Source organism: Bacillus sp. V3-13 (genome assembly GCF_002860165.1).
Taxonomy (GTDB): Bacteria; Bacillota; Bacilli; order Bacillales; family Cytobacillaceae; genus Bacillus_BJ.
Window position 1 is genome coordinate 55536 of sequence record NZ_PGUZ01000004.1, and the last position, 16024, is coordinate 71559.

General features: G+C 45.8%; 13 protein-coding genes and 1 other annotated feature (1 of these 14 running past the window's edge). Of the genes, 7 read left to right on the plus strand and 6 right to left on the minus strand.

Annotated elements, in window-relative coordinates; translation table 11 throughout:
• Window positions 1–6 precede the first annotated feature (6 nt).
• Both CU633_RS01920 and ytxJ read left to right on the plus strand, forming a co-directional pair.
• Window positions 7–585 carry a YtxH domain-containing protein gene (locus tag CU633_RS01920; protein WP_101658039.1) on the plus strand — a complete coding sequence of 193 codons (579 nt, stop codon included), beginning with the start codon at window positions 7–9 and terminating at the stop codon, window positions 583–585.
• Window positions 586–689: 104 nt separating this feature from the next.
• Window positions 690–1016, plus strand: coding sequence for a bacillithiol system redox-active protein YtxJ (gene ytxJ / locus CU633_RS01925; protein WP_101658040.1), 327 nt, complete (start codon window positions 690–692; stop codon window positions 1014–1016).
• Between the two features lie 128 nt (window positions 1017–1144).
• Here ytxJ and CU633_RS22660 read toward each other — a convergent pair whose 3' ends face one another.
• Window positions 1145–1288 (minus strand): hypothetical protein, encoded by a 144-nt coding sequence (locus CU633_RS22660; protein ID WP_180954824.1) that lies wholly within the window; start codon window positions 1286–1288, stop codon window positions 1145–1147.
• Between the two features lie 151 nt (window positions 1289–1439).
• Window positions 1440–3599: a cell division protein FtsA gene (locus CU633_RS01930; RefSeq protein WP_101658041.1), complete on the minus strand. Its 2160-nt coding sequence runs from the start codon at window positions 3597–3599 to the stop codon at window positions 1440–1442.
• 271 nt (window positions 3600–3870) lie between these two features.
• Here CU633_RS01930 and CU633_RS01935 point away from each other — a divergent pair, with 271 nt between their 5' ends.
• The 4 genes from CU633_RS01935 to motS all read left to right on the plus strand — a co-directional run bounded on the left by CU633_RS01935 (window position 3871) and on the right by motS (window position 7836).
• Entirely contained in the window at window positions 3871–4947 is a 1077-nt protein-coding gene (locus tag CU633_RS01935; protein WP_101658042.1) for a bifunctional 3-deoxy-7-phosphoheptulonate synthase/chorismate mutase, read from the plus strand.
• A gap of 270 nt (window positions 4948–5217) precedes the next feature.
• Window positions 5218–6219 (plus strand): catabolite control protein A, encoded by a 1002-nt coding sequence (gene ccpA, locus CU633_RS01940; protein ID WP_101658043.1) that lies wholly within the window; start codon window positions 5218–5220, stop codon window positions 6217–6219.
• A 56-nt stretch (window positions 6220–6275) separates the two neighbouring features.
• Window positions 6276–7094 (plus strand): flagellar motor protein MotP, encoded by an 819-nt coding sequence (motP, locus tag CU633_RS01945; protein WP_101658044.1) that lies wholly within the window; start codon window positions 6276–6278, stop codon window positions 7092–7094.
• Window positions 7084–7836, plus strand: coding sequence for a flagellar motor protein MotS (motS, locus tag CU633_RS01950; RefSeq protein ID WP_101658045.1), 753 nt, complete (start codon window positions 7084–7086; stop codon window positions 7834–7836). Before motP ends, motS begins: the two co-directional genes overlap by 11 nt.
• 309 nt (window positions 7837–8145) lie before the next feature.
• On the opposite strand, the gene CU633_RS01955 is transcribed toward motS, so the two are convergent.
• The 3 genes from CU633_RS01955 to CU633_RS01965 all read right to left on the minus strand — a co-directional run bounded on the left by CU633_RS01955 (window position 8146) and on the right by CU633_RS01965 (window position 10668).
• Window positions 8146–9318 carry an acetoin utilization protein AcuC gene (locus CU633_RS01955; RefSeq protein WP_101658046.1) on the minus strand — a complete coding sequence of 391 codons (1173 nt, stop codon included), beginning with the start codon at window positions 9316–9318 and terminating at the stop codon, window positions 8146–8148.
• Complete coding sequence (locus CU633_RS01960) at window positions 9315–9962, minus strand: acetoin utilization AcuB family protein (RefSeq protein ID WP_101658047.1); 648 nt, start codon at window positions 9960–9962, stop codon at window positions 9315–9317. The genes CU633_RS01955 and CU633_RS01960 overlap by 4 nt, the downstream gene beginning before the upstream one ends.
• Window positions 9963–10035: 73 nt before the next feature.
• Window positions 10036–10668, minus strand: coding sequence for a GNAT family N-acetyltransferase (locus CU633_RS01965; protein ID WP_101658048.1), 633 nt, complete (start codon window positions 10666–10668; stop codon window positions 10036–10038).
• Window positions 10669–10895: 227 nt separating this feature from the next.
• Here CU633_RS01965 and acsA point away from each other — a divergent pair, with 227 nt between their 5' ends.
• Window positions 10896–12614 carry an acetate--CoA ligase gene (acsA, locus tag CU633_RS01970; RefSeq protein WP_101658049.1) on the plus strand — a complete coding sequence of 573 codons (1719 nt, stop codon included), beginning with the start codon at window positions 10896–10898 and terminating at the stop codon, window positions 12612–12614.
• Window positions 12615–12953: 339 nt separating this feature from the next.
• Here the strand turns inward: acsA and CU633_RS01975 are convergent, their stop codons facing one another.
• Window positions 12954–15818, minus strand: a complete 2865-nt coding sequence (locus CU633_RS01975; RefSeq protein ID WP_101658050.1) for a transglycosylase domain-containing protein — start codon at window positions 15816–15818, stop codon at window positions 12954–12956.
• A 146-nt stretch (window positions 15819–15964) separates the two neighbouring features.
• Window positions 15965–16024 (plus strand) — a binding site (T-box leader) (it continues 158 nt past the right edge of the window).

A 16024-nucleotide genomic window follows, 5' to 3' on the forward strand; every position in this document is an offset into this window, starting at 1 on the left:
CTGAGCATGGTGAAGGAACGCAATCAATTTGACAATTTTAACGATAACAATGGTGGAACCTCGAGGGATTTTGTTTTGGGCGCCATTATTGGAGGGGTTGTCGGAGCGGCAACAGCGCTCTTGCTGGCTCCGAAATCCGGTAAGGAGCTTCGCAGCGACTTAAATGAACAGGCAAGCATGCTAAAAGAAAAAACGAATGAATATTGTGAAGCGGCGATGACAAAAGGAAGTGAGCTCGCTACGCAAGCAAAAGAAAAGACCGGTCAGCTTCGTGAGACTGCCATGGCTAAAGGCGGAGAACTGGCGTCTGTTGCGAAACAAACAACAAGCTCGATCGCCCAGCAGTCGACAGACCTGCTTAACAAAGTCAGAGGCAGCAAAAATTCTTCCGAAAGCGGATCCCAAGCGGGGGATGGTGCCGGGGTTAACACGCCGGATGAATATATTGCAAGTGAAGCGGACATCGACGTATTAAGCGAAACCGAGAACAAAGGGTCCATCCAAACCGGCAACCCCGAAGCAAAGCTTGAGGAAACAAAAAGGGCTTTTGATGAAACAGAGAAAAAGCTAAATCAAAAACATTAAATTTGTTTTAAAAACGGTGAAGTGGTAAGATAGCTTCACCGTTATTTATTGGCCGCTTATGTGCTGAACGGCACGGGCTCCAATGTTGCAGGAGGGGATTAATTTTGAAAAAAATCGACACAGTTGAACAATTTGACGATGCAGTTAAAAATGGAACATTCTTAATATTAAAGCACAGCACAACCTGCCCGATCAGCCAGGCAGCCTATGAAGAATTTGAAAAATTCACAGGGGACCATCCGGAAGTCAACAGCTACTATTTAACTGTCCAGAATGCCCGCCCGCTTTCCAATCACATTGCGGAAAAGTATGATGTCAAGCATGAGTCGCCGCAGGCGTTACTATTCACTAATTCGGGCGTAACCTGGCATGCCTCACACTGGAAAATTACTTATGAGACATTGACGAATGTGTTAGCTGAAAACAAATAACGATGTACAAAACCACCTTTCCTGATATGGAAGGTGGTTTTTGGCTGGTAACGGTCCAATATCCAGCTGTAGTAATCTTTGGAATAAAGCTAAAATCCGGATTTATGATCGCTTTCCGCTCGTAAATCTCAAGTTCCGCTCGTAAATCTCAAGTTCCGCTCGTAAATCTCAAGTTCCGCTCGTAAATCCCAAGTTCCGCTCGTAAATCCCAAGTTCCGCTCGTAAATCTCAAGTTCCGCTCGTAAATCTCGAGTTCCGCTCGTAAATCTCAAGTTCCGCTCGTAAATCTCAAATTCCGCTCGTAAATCTCAAGTTCCGCTCGTAAATCTCGAGTTATTTTCGGATTTATGATCGTTTCACGAGATTTATAAGCGGAAATCCGGATTTATGATCGCCAGCCAGTCCATATGCTTTACTGTACTGCTAATTCTGGCTGGCAAGCGGCCAGAAAATTCTTAAGCTGTCTCCCGCTTCAATCTGATCGTGAAAGGCTACAGGCTGGTCGTTCCGCGTCAGTTCAAAGCTTCCATTCGCATGGGCGGGCATATCGACTTCGACCGCCGTAAAGATATCCTGAAAAATGAACGGTTCAAAGCTTTTTTCAGAAATTTTCACTTGGTCTCCGTCCGACAGAACGTCATCAACGCGCAGTTTTTGCTCGCCCCTGTAAAACTCTGCAATTTCTTTAACAAGCGTAACGCTTTCGCCATTAAACGAGATTGGCAACTTTTGATACAGGTTTATTTGTTTGATTTCGGCCAGTTCCTGGACTGTCGGCTCTTTTCTTTTGACTATCGTTAATGCATCAAGGTCATTGAAGCCGCTCTTCAGTTTGACTTCCACGCCGTTTCGATAGATTTTGCCGCCGAATCCTGGAAAATACTGATCCTTTCCGTTTATGTTAAGGAGAAGCGGGCGCAGTTCCGGCAAATAATGCTGTAATTTTAATGCATGAAGCAGTTCTTCAATCGTCTCTGGGATCGTGCAGGTGATCTTATCGCGATCTTCAAGGAACTTTTCCGGGCTGGCAGCCGCCTTATTGCATGTGAGCACGGCAGAGATGATTTCTGGCTTCCCGTTAATGGTCACCATTTTCTGGGGAAGCTGGTCAATTAAATCTTTTATTTGCATCTTTGTCTGCTTGCCGTCTTCGCCCTTTTTAACGGTAATCCGGTCATTATTGCTGATTTCTTCATCAAAGGAACAGCTCGCGCCATTTTTTAAAATGGTTGGAGCGTTGCCAAGCTGGCCGGGAATCGTGATGCTTTGGCCATTTAATGTCACAATCATCGCCAGGCCCGGTTTTCCGTACAGCTTATTCATTTTTATTCCGGCAGCAAGCAGGCAGTCGCCGACGGTTAGTTTTTTGACTTCAAAAAGGCGGACGGGCTGCTCATTGACGTAAACGGTCCGATACTGAACCGGCGACATCCGGGCAGCGATCGCAATCCCAACCGGGGTAACCAGCTCCGGCCCTTTTAAAATATGATCTGCAAGTGTTAACGAAGAAATCGCTTCTATTCCCCTGATCGCAACCCGGTTTTCAGGGAGCCCGAGCCGTTGTGCGAGCTTACCCGGAAGCTCCGGCGTTAAGCTGCCCCCGCCGACAAGCATCACAGCTTTTGGAGGCTTCCTGTTGTTTAACGTTAAAATTTCATCACCAATCGAAGCAGCGAGCTTATCCAAGGCAGGTGTAATATGTGTGACAGCGTCCTCCCTTGTCACCTCGGTTTCAAATCCGAGAATGTCGGTGATGGTAATCGTTTCGCGGCTGGACAATTCCCGTTTTGCCTTTTCCGCAAGCGGAAAATCGAGGAGAAAATGATCACTGATTGCTTCCGTAATTTCATCTCCGGCAACAGGCACCATTCCATAGGCGATCACCGTGCCGGCATCGGTGATCGCGATATCGGAAGTACCTGCGCCAATATCTACGAGAGCGACATTTAATCTGCGCATCGACGGAGGGATCAGCACATTGATCGCGGCAATCGGTTCCAGCGTTAGTGCGTCCATTTCCAATCCTGCCCGGTGAAGAGCGGAAATAAGCGATTCAACAACAACCTTCGGTAAAAAAGTCGCGATGATTTCAACAGAAGCTTCGTCGCCCTGCTGATCAATCAAATTGCCGATTTCTTCTCCATCGAGCCGGTAATAAAGGACCGAGTATCCGACACAATAATAATAATAGCTTTTTTCAATTTCATGTTTTTGGGCAACCATCGCCTGGGCCTGCTGGACAGCAGTTAATTCAAGGTGAAGGATGTCCTGCTTTGTCATCATCGGTTTTCCGTTAATATCGACCGATACTTTGGCACGTTCTGTCCGCAAAGCCCTTCCGGCTGCCGCGACCGAAACACGATGCAGCGGTCCATGCTGCTGCTCAAGCTGCTCTTTTATCACGGAAATTAATTTTGACACTGACAACACGTCATGGATTTGCCCGTCAAGCATCGCGCGTTCGCTGTGCTCCATCGAAAGGATATCAACAACACGGAACTGGCCGCCGGCTTCTTCAAGGATGATGCCGACTACAGAACGCGTGCCAATATCAAGGGCAAACAATTTCTTTTTTTCCTGCAAAATAGGAACACCTTCTTTAAAAAATTCTCATAAGATACTTTAACACTTAAAAGCGTTTAATTAATAAAGAAATTTCGTGACATTAAGAAAAGATTCATATATAATAAACCGTAATTATATTAAAATGTACCACATTTTCACGGGGCGTTAAAGGGGATTGGAAACGATAAGCTTACAACCCGCCCAGCTGGCTTGCGGCTTGCCTGCTTTGTCAGGTGCAAAGCAAGAGGTTAAAAAACCGACAAAATTTTGAAAGGACGGGAAAGAAAAGATGAGCAATAAAGAACTTGACCAACTGCGCGACCGCGTTGATGAATTAAATCTGGAGCTGTTATCATTAATCAATGAGAGAGCCCGGCTCGTCCAGGAAATCGGGCGAGTGAAAGAAACTCAGGGAGTTTACCGTTATGACCCCGTGCGGGAACGGAGAATGCTTGATTTAATTAAAGAAAACAATGATGGACCATTCGAAAATTCAACGATTGAGCACATTTTCAAAGAAATATTTAAGGCGGGGCTGGAGCTGCAGAAGGATGACCACCGCAAAGCTCTGCTTGTCTCCCGCAAGAAAAAAGCTGAAGACACAATCGTTAACCTGAAGGGAGAATTGGTTGGGGACGGCAACCCTCATTTTGTATTTGGCCCATGTGCGGTCGAGTCATATGAGCAGGTTGCGACTGTTGCACAAGCAGTAAAAGCAAAAGGCTTAAAGCTGCTGCGCGGCGGTGCCTACAAACCGAGAACTTCACCGTATGATTTCCAGGGCCTTGGCTTGGAAGGGCTGAAAATCCTGAAGCGTGTCGCAGACGATTACGATTTGGCGGTCATCAGCGAAATTGTCAATCCTGCTGATATCGAAACGGCTGTTCAATATATTGATGTGATTCAAATCGGTGCCCGCAACATGCAAAACTTTGAGCTTCTTAAAGCTGCCGGAGCAGTGAACAAGCCCGTTTTGCTAAAGAGGGGGCTGGCTGCGACGATTGAAGAATTTATCAATGCTGCCGAATATATTATGTCGCAGGGGAACGGACAAATCATCCTTTGTGAACGGGGAATTCGCACATATGAGCGCGCCACAAGGAACACGCTTGATATTTCAGCAGTGCCAATTCTTAAGCAGGAAACACATTTGCCGGTACTTGTTGATGTAACCCATTCGACAGGGCGCCGTGATTTGCTCATCCCGACAGCGAAAGCGGCATTGGCGGTTGGAGCTGACGGGGTAATGGCCGAGGTTCATCCGGATCCGGCAGTGGCTCTTTCCGATTCAGCCCAGCAAATGGATCTGCCACAATTCGACCATTTCTTCAATGAATTAAAAAGCACGCCATTTGTAAGAGTGTAAGAACATTTTTTAAAGAGCGTCGCAGGAGCCTTCTGTTTATTAGAGGGCTCTTTTTGCGGCGAAAATCGGGGCAAATATACATAAATTTATAAAAATAAGCAAAAATTAAGGGCTTGACATTGCGGCATTCCCTTGTCTGTCGTATGATTAAATACATAATTAGACTTGTTTAGCGCATCACAAACTTTAGAAAGATGTTTAGCTTTTCTTTTATTGCAGTAAAATATAAAGAAAAACGGTGCGTGTGCAAACAAAAAGGAGTGTATAGAAATGAATGTAACAATATACGATGTTGCCCGTGAAGCAAATGTTTCGATGGCAACCGTGTCCCGGGTCGTCAATGGGAATCCCAACGTTAAACCGGCGACCCGCAAAAAAGTTTTAGAAGTGATTGACCGGCTTGGTTATCGTCCGAATGCAGTAGCAAGGGGATTGGCCAGCAAAAAAACAACGACCGTCGGTGTCGTAATTCCCGATATTTCGAGCACTTTTTTCGCTGAGCTTGCAAGGGGAATCGAAGATATTGCGACAATGTATAAGTATAATATCATCCTGAGTAACTCGGATCAAAACAAAGAAAAGGAATTGCATCTTTTGAATACGATGCTCGGGAAGCAGGTCGATGGCATCGTCTTTATGGGCGGCAATATTACTCCTGAGCATGTTGAAGAGTTCAAAAAATCGCCTGTGCCGATCGTACTCGCCGGTTCCATTGAGGCAAGCGGGGAAATTCCTTCTGTTAATATCGACTATGAGCAAGCAGCCTTTGATGTTGTTCAATCGTTTGTGGATAGGGGCCATAAAAATATCGCGTTTGTAACGGGTCCTTTTCATGAGCCGATCAACCTGGAAAAAAAGCTTGCCGGATATAAACGAGCCCTTGAAAGTGCAGGGCTGCCTTACCGGGAGGAGTTTGTCATCGAAGGAGACTACACATACGATTCCGGGGTCGAAGCATTTGAAAAATTGCTTGAAGCTGACGAGAAGCCAACCGCGATATTTGTCGGTTCAGATGAAATGGCGCTCGGAGTTGTCCACGGTGCAGAGGATAAGGGCTACAGCATTCCAGACGATTTTGAAGTTATCAGTTCAGACAATACAAGATTGACCCTGATGGTCCGTCCGCAGCTGACAACGGTCGTCCAGCCGCTTTACGATATTGGAGCAGTGTCAATGCGGCTGTTAACGAAATTTATGAATAAGGAAAAAGTCACAGATCAGATTGTAGTACTTCCGCACCGAATTGAGTACCGCAGCTCAACGAAACAATAAATTTGCCGATATAAAAGACGCCTGAGTTGTATATTCAATTGTTTAGGGAGAGGACTATGAGAAAGCTCGATTTTCTGACGCCGGTAGGTCTAACTATCGGTGTTCTGATGCTGATATTCGGAATCCTTACAAATGGCGGGATGAGCGGGTTTTTATCATTTATTGATCTTTCATCTTTCTTTATTGTGCTTGGAGGATTAATCGCCGGATTGCTGATCAGCTTTCCGGTCAAAGATATCAGACAGATGATTACGGTCATTCGACAGGGATTTTCCGATGAAGACCGGAGCCTGCGGAATTTAATTGAAACGTTTGTTCATTTGTCAGACCGGGCAAGAAGGGAGGGGCTTTTATCTCTCGAGACGGAGATTGGGCAGATTGAAGATCCATTTATCCGCAAAGGGATTCTGTTGGCAGTAGACGGAATGGAACCGGATGTGATTCAGGATATCATGAACGCAGAAATTATGGCGATGGACGACCGTCATCGCAGAGGAAGAAGCCTCCTCGAAAAAGCCGGTGAATATGCACCGGCCTGGGGGATGATCGGAACGTTAATCGGCCTTGTTCTCATGCTGAATAATCTGGACGATCCGGCCGCTTTGGGACCTAATATGGCAGTCGCCTTATTAACCACTTTATATGGCTCGCTGCTCGCTAATCTTGTCTTTCTTCCGCTCGCTGCCAAGCTTTCTTTAAAAACGGAACGAGAATTATTTGTCAGGCAGGTTATTATTGAAGGGGTTATCGGGATCCAATCAGGGCAAAACCCAAAAGTTCTCGAGGAGAAGTTAAGTGCCTTTTTGTCCCTGACAGAACGGAAGGAAGACAATGAGATCAGAACGGGCGGGGAGGCTCTCGATCATGAAGTTTAGAAGCCGGCCACAGCCGCCGCAGCCAAAAGGGGCGCCGGGCTGGATGGTAACGTATTCTGATCTGATTACCTTAATTCTTGTCTTTTTTATCCTGTTGTTTTCGATGTCCCAGCTGGATGTTCAGAAATTCAAAGCGATTTCTGATTCTTTCCAGGGCCGGCAGTCTCTCGATTTCAATCCTTCTGTTGTTCCTGCGGAAAATTCTGCTGGTGAACAAAATTTAGATCAAGAGGGCAAGCAGGGCGGACTCGAGAATGAGGAAGATTCTCTCGAAGCCTTGCTGGCAGATGTCCAGGCATATTTAAAGGAGAACGGACTTGCAGATGCGATTGTGGCAAGCCGTACTGAGCGGGGCGTCGTTCTGGTCTTGCAGGAACAGGTCCTGTTTGAAAGCGGTGAAGCCACGATTTTATCTAAAGCAAATGCCTTTCTCGATGTCGTTGGCGTGCTCTTAAAAGATATCCCCAATCTTGTGAAGGTTGAGGGCCATACGGACAATCGACCAATCACGACCTACCGATATCCTTCCAATTGGGAACTGTCATCGGCGCGGGCCGGCAGCGTAATCCGTTATTTGACGGAAAACCATGGCCTTGACAGCAGCAGATTTATCGCAGTGGGGTATGGGGATACGAGGCCAATCGTGTCGAATAACAGCAGCGAAAACCTGGCAAAAAACCGCCGGGTTGAAATTATTATATCCGATCCTAAATATGATCGGGATGAACTTGCATCAAATTAAAAAGCAGGAGACCACTTAGGATTGATAAAATCCTGCCGGGCCTCCTGTTTTTTGTTGTATAGGAAATTATAAAATCAAACGCTGTGAATAACTTTGAGATTATTGCAGACTTCGTCCAGCTCCAGCGCCTAGCCAGTTTTCATCCCTGACTTTGCTTCCTTGAGTATCTTGTGATCATCATGGCTTGGTACAAGCGATGATGTTCACAGCTCGAGTCGCTTCGGTCCTGCCAATGAAGTCAAAGAACGACTTCACCGTCAGGCCCTCCAGCGCTTGTCGGGGCTGATCAAGGCGCTTGCGCTTTTGTTCTTATCCCGATTCACTTTTCGTCCTGTTGCGGATCGGATATAGTGCTTTATCAACTGTTTGGCTGTTTTTTTCGGTGATTTCCGCTTTTCTAGGGATCGGCGGATACAGATCGGCCGGGTCATCCCATTCCTTCGGAAGCTCAACGGGTGCTTTATCCTGCCAGTTTTCAATCCAGTCAGCCGGCAAGCTGCCAAAACGATTTGGATTTTCGGTCATTTCAAGCCAGATGAAGGCCCATGCCCTTGGAACGACTCTCCAAATATCATATCCGCCCCCGCCAACCGCGATCCAGCGTCCATCACAGTGCTTATGCGCTATTTCATGGGCAAGCTTCGGTATTTCCCGGAAAATTTTTGTCGTTGCCGATAAATGGGTCAACGGATCCAGGTAATGGGCATCTGCCCCGTTTTGCGTCAGGATCACATCAGGCTTAAAAAAATCGGCGACTTCGTTTAAAGCATTCGAATATACATGGAGCCATGAATCATCCTCTGTGAACGCATCAACCGGAATATTAAAAGAATAACCGTATCCTTTTCCCTGGCCTCTTTCATTCACATTGCCTGTCCCGGGAAATAAATAGCGCCCTGTTTCATGTATCGATAGCGTGCATACGTCTGGATCATCGTAAAAAGCCCATTGAACCCCGTCTCCATGATGGGCATCTGTGTCGACATAAAGAACGCGGGCATTGTATTTGTGCTGCAAATACTTTATTGCAATTGAAGTGTCATTATAGACGCAAAACCCTGAAGCTTTTCCCCTGAATCCGTGATGAAGCCCGCCGCCAAGATGCAACGCGTGCTTTGCCTTCCCTGTCATGACATAATCAACCGCTGTCAAAGTTCCGCCGACAAGCAGTGAACTTGCTTCGTGCATATTATCAAATATCGGCGTATCTTCGGTACCAAGGCCGTAATTTTCGGCCACTTCTTTATCAAGGCTTCCGTGCCCTGCCAATCTGACAGCGTTTATATAATTTTGATCATGGATGAGACTGAGCTCTTCTTCTAAAGCAGCCCGGGGCGGAACGATTTGCTGTTCTTCAATAGCCTGCATTCTTTGGAGCAGATCAAGTGTCAATTTAAGCCGGAGCTGATTAAAAGGATGATGGCTGCTGAATTTGTAGTTCAGCAGTTCTTCAGAAAAAATAAACACGGATTGATCGGTCATGATGGAAGCCCCGGTAAATTCGGCCAAAGCACGTGAAGTCCGGCATTCGTTAAATCTTCGATCATGCCGACCGGATTCATGGTCTGGACTCTGAGAACGATTATTTTATACTTTTCATCCTTTTTATCAGGGTAGACGAGGACACTTTGAATATTGACCTTACGGTTGCGGATGACGGTCGCCACCTCCCAAAGCATCCCTGCTTTATTGGGAACCTTTATTTCAATTTGCGAGCCTGGCTGATGAGCCCCGGTTAATTCAACTAACGTATGCAGTAAATCGGTTTCCGTAATAATACCGACCAGTTTCTGATCCTTTAAAATCGGCAGGCAGCCAATATGATGCTCATAAAATAAAGCAGCAATTTCCTCTACAAAATCGAGGGGATGACCTGTGATCACGTTCCTTTTCATAATTGTTTCCAGTGGTTTCTGTAAATCTTCCTTATATTCTTCAGCCCGAAAAATTGAAGGGGTGGCGTCACGGATATCCCGGTCTGTCACCAAGCCGATTAAACGGTTATCTTCATTGATGATCGGGATATGGCGAATTTTCTTTTGCTCCATTAAAACAATGGCATCCGCAATCGTGCTGTCTGAAAATAATGTGCATACATTCGTTTTCATGATTTCTTCGACAATCATCGTTTTTATCCCCCTTACCAAATGCCATTTATTCGTAAATCAATAAATGGCATCAGCTTGCTCCAGGTTTCGTTTAATACATAAATCTATTCATGAACCTTAGCTGGTCGAAGCGCTGAATCGATTCCTGATCAATTCTTTTTCCGATTCGGGCCATTAAGCAATTCGCAGGATGTGAGCTGATTTCAGGGTCATCGGTTGCATACCATTCCAGCCCGCCGGCATTCATCATTTTTTCCATTACTTTGCGATACTCCCAAACGTTCAAGCCGGTTCCTTTTAAATCCCAATGCCAGTAATACTCGGTCGTAATAATGATGTAGTCTTCCATGGCATCGTCCATCATCGATACAATCAGAAGATTTTTTCCGACTGAGGCACCGCGGAATTCCGGAATCACTTCAATTGCACCAAGTTCAATTAAGTTTTCCATATTGCCCTCGGACCATCGCTCGAGCGGATCAGGATATAAATATGTCACATAGCCGACAATCATATGCCTGTATCTGGCGATTATAATTCTTCCTTCAGGGAGACCGGCGATTTCAATTAATGCCTTGTGCTGCTGTTCAGGAGGGCGAAAGGCAACTAAATCTTTATGAAATTCATAACCGGCAAGCTTTTCAGGAGAAATTGGCCCTTCAATAATCAAGTCGCCGTGCTTTGTTTTCAACTCTTTCGCATTGTACGTTTTTTTATGCTCCATTTATACACCACCCGGAATAACAATTAACAGATTAATACTATTATACATAAAAACTATTATTTAAAAGCGCTTTCACAAAATTTTCTGGTAAATTTCAATATATTTTAACAAGCTGTCACATAAGCAATTAAAAGATTATTGGCGGGGAGAATATTTTAAAAATTGAGAAAAAATGTTTTTTATACTATAATAATGTTGACTAACCGAATTAAAGGGGGATATGGTTCATGAAAGTGGAAGCGCTACCAGCAATAAAGGGGCAGTATAATCTGGAAGATTATGAGCAAATGTACAAGCAGTTTGATTGGAAGGAGACTGAAAAGCATTTTTCCTGGTCCGAAACGGGACTCATGAATATGGCTTATGAAGCGATTGACCGCCACGCCGAATCCGCCAGGAAGAATAAAATTGCGTTGTACTACCGAAGCGGCCTTCGCAATGAAAAATACACATTTAAAGAAATGAAGGAGCTGTCCAATAAAGCTGGAAACGTATTTAAGGCGTTTGCGGATGTAGAAAAAGGAGACCGCGTGTTTATTTTTATGCCGCGTTCGCCTGAGTTCTATTTTGCCGCTTTAGGAGCGATTAAGCTCGGAGCGATCGTCGGCCCATTATTTGAAGCATTTATGGAAGGGGCGGTACGTGACCGTTTGGAGGACAGCGAAGCGAAGGTGCTCGTTACAACACCGGAGCTGCTCGAACGTGTACCGGTAGCTGAGCTTCCTGCTTTAAAGCATATTTTCTTGGTGGGAGATCATGTTGAAGAACAGGGGCCTTATCTTGATTTTAACCGCAAATTGCAAGAAGCGAGCCGCAAGCTCGATATTGAGTGGGTTGACCGCAATGACGGGCTTATCTTGCATTATACTTCCGGATCGACTGGCAAACCAAAGGGAGTGCTGCATGTCCATAATGCGATGATCCAGCATTACCAGACGGCAAAATGGGTTCTTGATTTGAAAGAAGACGATATCTACTGGTGCACAGCAGATCCCGGCTGGGTTACCGGCACATCGTATGGAATGTTCGGACCGTGGCTGACTGGAACATCGAATGTCGTGATTGGCGGCCGCTTCAATCCCGAGACCTGGTATAAATTAATTGAGGATTTGGGAGTTACGGTCTGGTACAGTGCTCCAACTTCTTTCCGGATGCTGATGGGTGCGGGCGATGAAGTTGTGAAAAAGTTTGATTTAAGCAGCCTCCGCCATATCCTTAGCGTTGGGGAACCACTCAATCCGGAAGTCGTCAGATGGGGAATGAAGGTCTTTAATCTGCGCATCCATGATACATGGTGGATGACGGAAACGGGTGCTCAGCTTATTTGTAATTATCCGTGCATGGAAATCAAACCAGGGTCGATGGGAAAACCGATCCCGGGTGTTCAAGCGGCGATTGTTGACGACCAGGGCAACGAGCTTCCACCAAACCGAATGGGGAATCTGGCGATTAAAAAAGGCTGGCCATCGATGATGCACACGATTTGGAAAAACGATCAAAAATATGAGTCATATTTTATGCCTGGCGGCTGGTATGTTTCTGGAGATTCCGCTTATATGGATGAGGATGGTTATTTCTGGTTCCAGGGCAGGGTGGATGATGTGATTATGACTTCGGGAGAACGGGTTGGCCCGTTTGAAGTCGAAAGCAAGCTTCTTGAACATCCGGCTATTGCCGAAGCAGGAGTCATCGGCAAACCTGATCCGGTGCGCGGGGAGATTATTAAAGCGTTCGTTGCGCTTCGGGACGGTTACGAAGCTTCTGAAGAACTGAAGGAAGAAATCCGCCAATTTGTAAAAAGAGGCTTTGCCGCTCATGCAGCGCCACGGGAAATTGATTTCCGCGACAAGCTGCCAAAAACACGAAGCGGAAAAATTATGCGCCGCGTCTTAAAGGCATGGGAACTGGACTTGCCGACTGGCGATCTGTCGACAATGGAAGATTAATATTTTAAGAAAATCTCGATTGAAATGATAGTAAGTGAATAGAGTCGCAGATAAGTAAGGAGCGGGGATATATCCTCGGGGAGATGAAGGACAAATTCAAGTGACTGAGCCAGTAAAATGTCTTTCATCCGGCTGATGAAGGACAAAAAGAAGTGACTGAGCGAGTAAAATGTCTTTCATGCAGGTGATGAAGGACAAAACGGAGTAAGCGGGCCAGCGAAATGTCTTTCATCAAGCAAAACAATGGACAATCCTAACCAATCAAGTCTGCTACTTGTTAAAATTGTAATCACATAAAAAAAGCGCCGCCTCATTTTTTGAGGCGGCGCTTTAGCGTTATTAAGTGTCGGACCCATCTCCCGGTCCAGGAACAGGCTCGACCGGTCCTGGCGCCGGGGCGGGAGCTGGTGCAGGCGCCGGAGCAGGCGCTGGTGCCGGAATTTGCTCGGTTTCTTTTGGTTCAACCGGCGTTGTTACTGCCGGCGCTCCGATTAACACCATGTTGGAAGGCGGTGATTCTTGTCCGGCTATATCAACGGCGGTTACATAGTATTCTCCATTTCCAACATTTTGCGCAAGCCCGCCACCCGCTTTAATGCTGCCGATCTTTTGGCCGCCTGTAGTATAGACACGGTAACCAACAACATCCGGCTCAGGGTGGTTGCCCCATGTAAGCGTGGAGCCGGAACCTGCGACGGCCGGAGCAGACGGCGCTTTTCCGTTATCTTCAATTTTCGCATTGGGAATCAAAATATTGGCCCAGCGGTCTTTTTTCGGTATGAGCTGGTCAACATTGGCGGTAATTCCGAATATCTTTTGAAGATAATCCGGATTTAAAATCACGCCATCTTCAGCGAATTCAGCCGGAGTGGAATCGAGAGCAAGGTACTTGGCGTCCCCAATTCGCACAAATTTCCCGCTAATCAAGCTGTCATCCACACCAGTCGGAACAAATTTCGCATTAAATAAATCGGTTTCGACAAGGCCCGCTCTCGAACACGCTTCAGACGGAAGCAGTCCCGAGGTTATACAATACGACCTTCTGACAATCCCGCCCGGCATTTTGAACTGCTCGGCAGGAGCGATCAGCGCCGGATTAATATTATAGGCAGCATTCAGTAATTCCGCCCACAAATAATTGGTGCGCAGACTGTAATTCAACCCCCCTGTTTGTAACGATTTAGGCGTATCATAGCCCGTCCAGATGCCGAAGGAAATATTCGGATTGGAAGCGACAAACCAGGAGTCGTGAAAATCATTTCCTGTTCCGGTTTTACCGGCGAGGTCGGAGTTGAATTTTAACCTTCCTTTAATGGCGGCTGCTGTTCCGGTTCTAATCACATCGCGCATCATATCGATCGTTAAATAAGCGGTTTGCGGGCTGAAGACTTCAACCGGTTTTACTTCATGCTGATAGATGACATTGCCTTCTTTATCTACGATTTTCTCAATCATGTAGGCGTCAATAAACTGGCCATTATTGGCAAATGTCGCAAAAGCGTTTGTGTTTTCTTCAACTGTGACTCCAAGTTTCAAGGAACCGATCGAAGTTGCCAGATTTGTGTAGTCTTCTTCATGTAAAGAGGTGAAGCCCATTTTTTCCAGATAGGTCGCAGGCCGCTGGTCAACAATATCTTTGTAAAGTTTTACAGCCGGCACGTTTAATGACTTTTCCAGAGCATATCTAGCCGATACTAGCCCGCTATAAGTCCTTGTATAGTTATTTGGCCACGGTCGATTGAGCTGCGGGTTAAGCTTCAAAGGTATGTCCGGCAAAATCGTTCCCGGCGCCGCTTTGCCAAGCTCCATCGCCGGTGCGTAAACAAGCAGCGGCTTCATGGTGGAACCATTTCCGCGAAGCCCGCTTGTTGCATGGTTAAGCTGTTCGCGCTTATGATTTCGGCCGCCAACGAAGCTGAGAATTTTACCCGTTTTATTTTCGATCAAAACAGCGCCGACTTCAACCGGCTCCATCACCGTTTTTTGTTCTCTGGTTTCCGGATCTGTAATAACCTGCTGCTTATCAGGGCCGAAATTTTGATAATTCGCCGTTACGGAAGTAAAGACATCATACATTTCCTTATTAATGGTACTATGGATTTGATAACCATTTTGCCGGAGATTGCGGTCCGCAAGAGTTGTGTATTTCTCTTGTAAATCATCATCTTTCTTCAGAGCTTCCTCATCATATCCATCTTTTTTTGCAAGTACTTTCGCAAGAACTTCAACCGCCCGCTTTTCGATTTCAACCGTTAACCACGGATACTGTTCAGTCGGGTTCTCGCTTGGTGGTATAAAGTCCTTTGTAATATCATAGGCGATTGCCTCTTCATATTGTTTGCTGTCAATTGACCCGCTCTCATGCATTCTTTTTAGGACGGTCTTCATTCTCGTCAGGCCGGGCTCAAGATCCGCTTTTACTTCACCCTTGTTTGTAAACGGCGTATAGCCGAACGGACTTTGCGGAAGCCCTGCGATAAAGGCGGCTTGGGCTAAATTAAGGTCCTTTGCTGCAACGCCGAAGATCCCCTTTGCGGCTGATTGTACACCGGCAATATTTCTTCCCGAAGAATTGCGGCCGAATGTTGAAACATTTAAGTACGCTTCGAGAATTTCTTTTTTATCAAAGAATTTTTCAAGGCGGAGCGCAAGGAGGATTTCCTTTGCTTTCCGTTCAAACGAAATTTCATTAGTGAGTATCTGGTTTTTAATCAGCTGCTGTGTGAGCGTGCTTCCGCCTGATTGGTTGGCCGAATTGGTGACTTCCTGAAACAAAGCGCGTGCAATCGCTTTCGGAACGACGCCGTTATGCTCGTAAAAATATTCATCCTCTGTTGCAACAACGGCATCAATTAAATATGGAGATACTTCGTCAAGCTTGACTTCCTCGCGTTCAAGGTCGGTGCGGAGCTTGCCTAAATACACATCATTGGCAAAATACATTTCCGACGTTTCTTCGTAGTTATATATATCTTTTTTCATACTTTCATAGGAGCGGATCGGCTCTTCTTTGACGAGTGACGCAAAATAGCCTGCCCCAACCCCGCCTGCGAAAGCACCGCCGAGCACTAAGATGATGAAAAAAATAAGCAATAAATTCCAAAAAACTTGATATGTAATTCTTGCTCCTTTGACCGTTTTCTTATCAGTAACAAGGCTGAACCATGATTTTATTTGGTCTTTCCAATTTGGCTTTTCGTTCACTTTATCAATCCCCCTAAAATCACATACATTATAGCATACATTAACACCCTGCGATGACAAGCCATGGCATTTTTCTGAAATATACGGTGATGATTTGACAGGAACCAGGGAAATATGGTAAAACAGCAATAGTTTAAATCACATTTTCGAAAGCAATGACGGGAACCAGTAGTGCTTCTATCCCTGTTTACAGAAAGCCGGCGGCT

Coding starts and splice junctions, on each gene's coding strand:
- CU633_RS01935 (WP_101658042.1), top strand. CDS start 3,871: ATGAGCAATAAAGAACTTGACCAACTGCGCGACCGCGTTGATGAATTA.
- motS (WP_101658045.1), top strand. CDS start 7,084: ATGAAGTTTAGAAGCCGGCCACAGCCGCCGCAGCCAAAAGGGGCGCCG.
- CU633_RS01920 (WP_101658039.1), top strand. CDS start 7: ATGGTGAAGGAACGCAATCAATTTGACAATTTTAACGATAACAATGGT.
- acsA (WP_101658049.1), top strand. CDS start 10,896: ATGAAAGTGGAAGCGCTACCAGCAATAAAGGGGCAGTATAATCTGGAA.
- CU633_RS01960 (WP_101658047.1), bottom strand. CDS start 9,962: ATGATTGTCGAAGAAATCATGAAAACGAATGTATGCACATTATTTTCA.
- ccpA (WP_101658043.1), top strand. CDS start 5,218: ATGAATGTAACAATATACGATGTTGCCCGTGAAGCAAATGTTTCGATG.
- CU633_RS01955 (WP_101658046.1), bottom strand. CDS start 9,318: ATGACCGATCAATCCGTGTTTATTTTTTCTGAAGAACTGCTGAACTAC.
- CU633_RS01965 (WP_101658048.1), bottom strand. CDS start 10,668: ATGGAGCATAAAAAAACGTACAATGCGAAAGAGTTGAAAACAAAGCAC.
- motP (WP_101658044.1), top strand. CDS start 6,276: ATGAGAAAGCTCGATTTTCTGACGCCGGTAGGTCTAACTATCGGTGTT.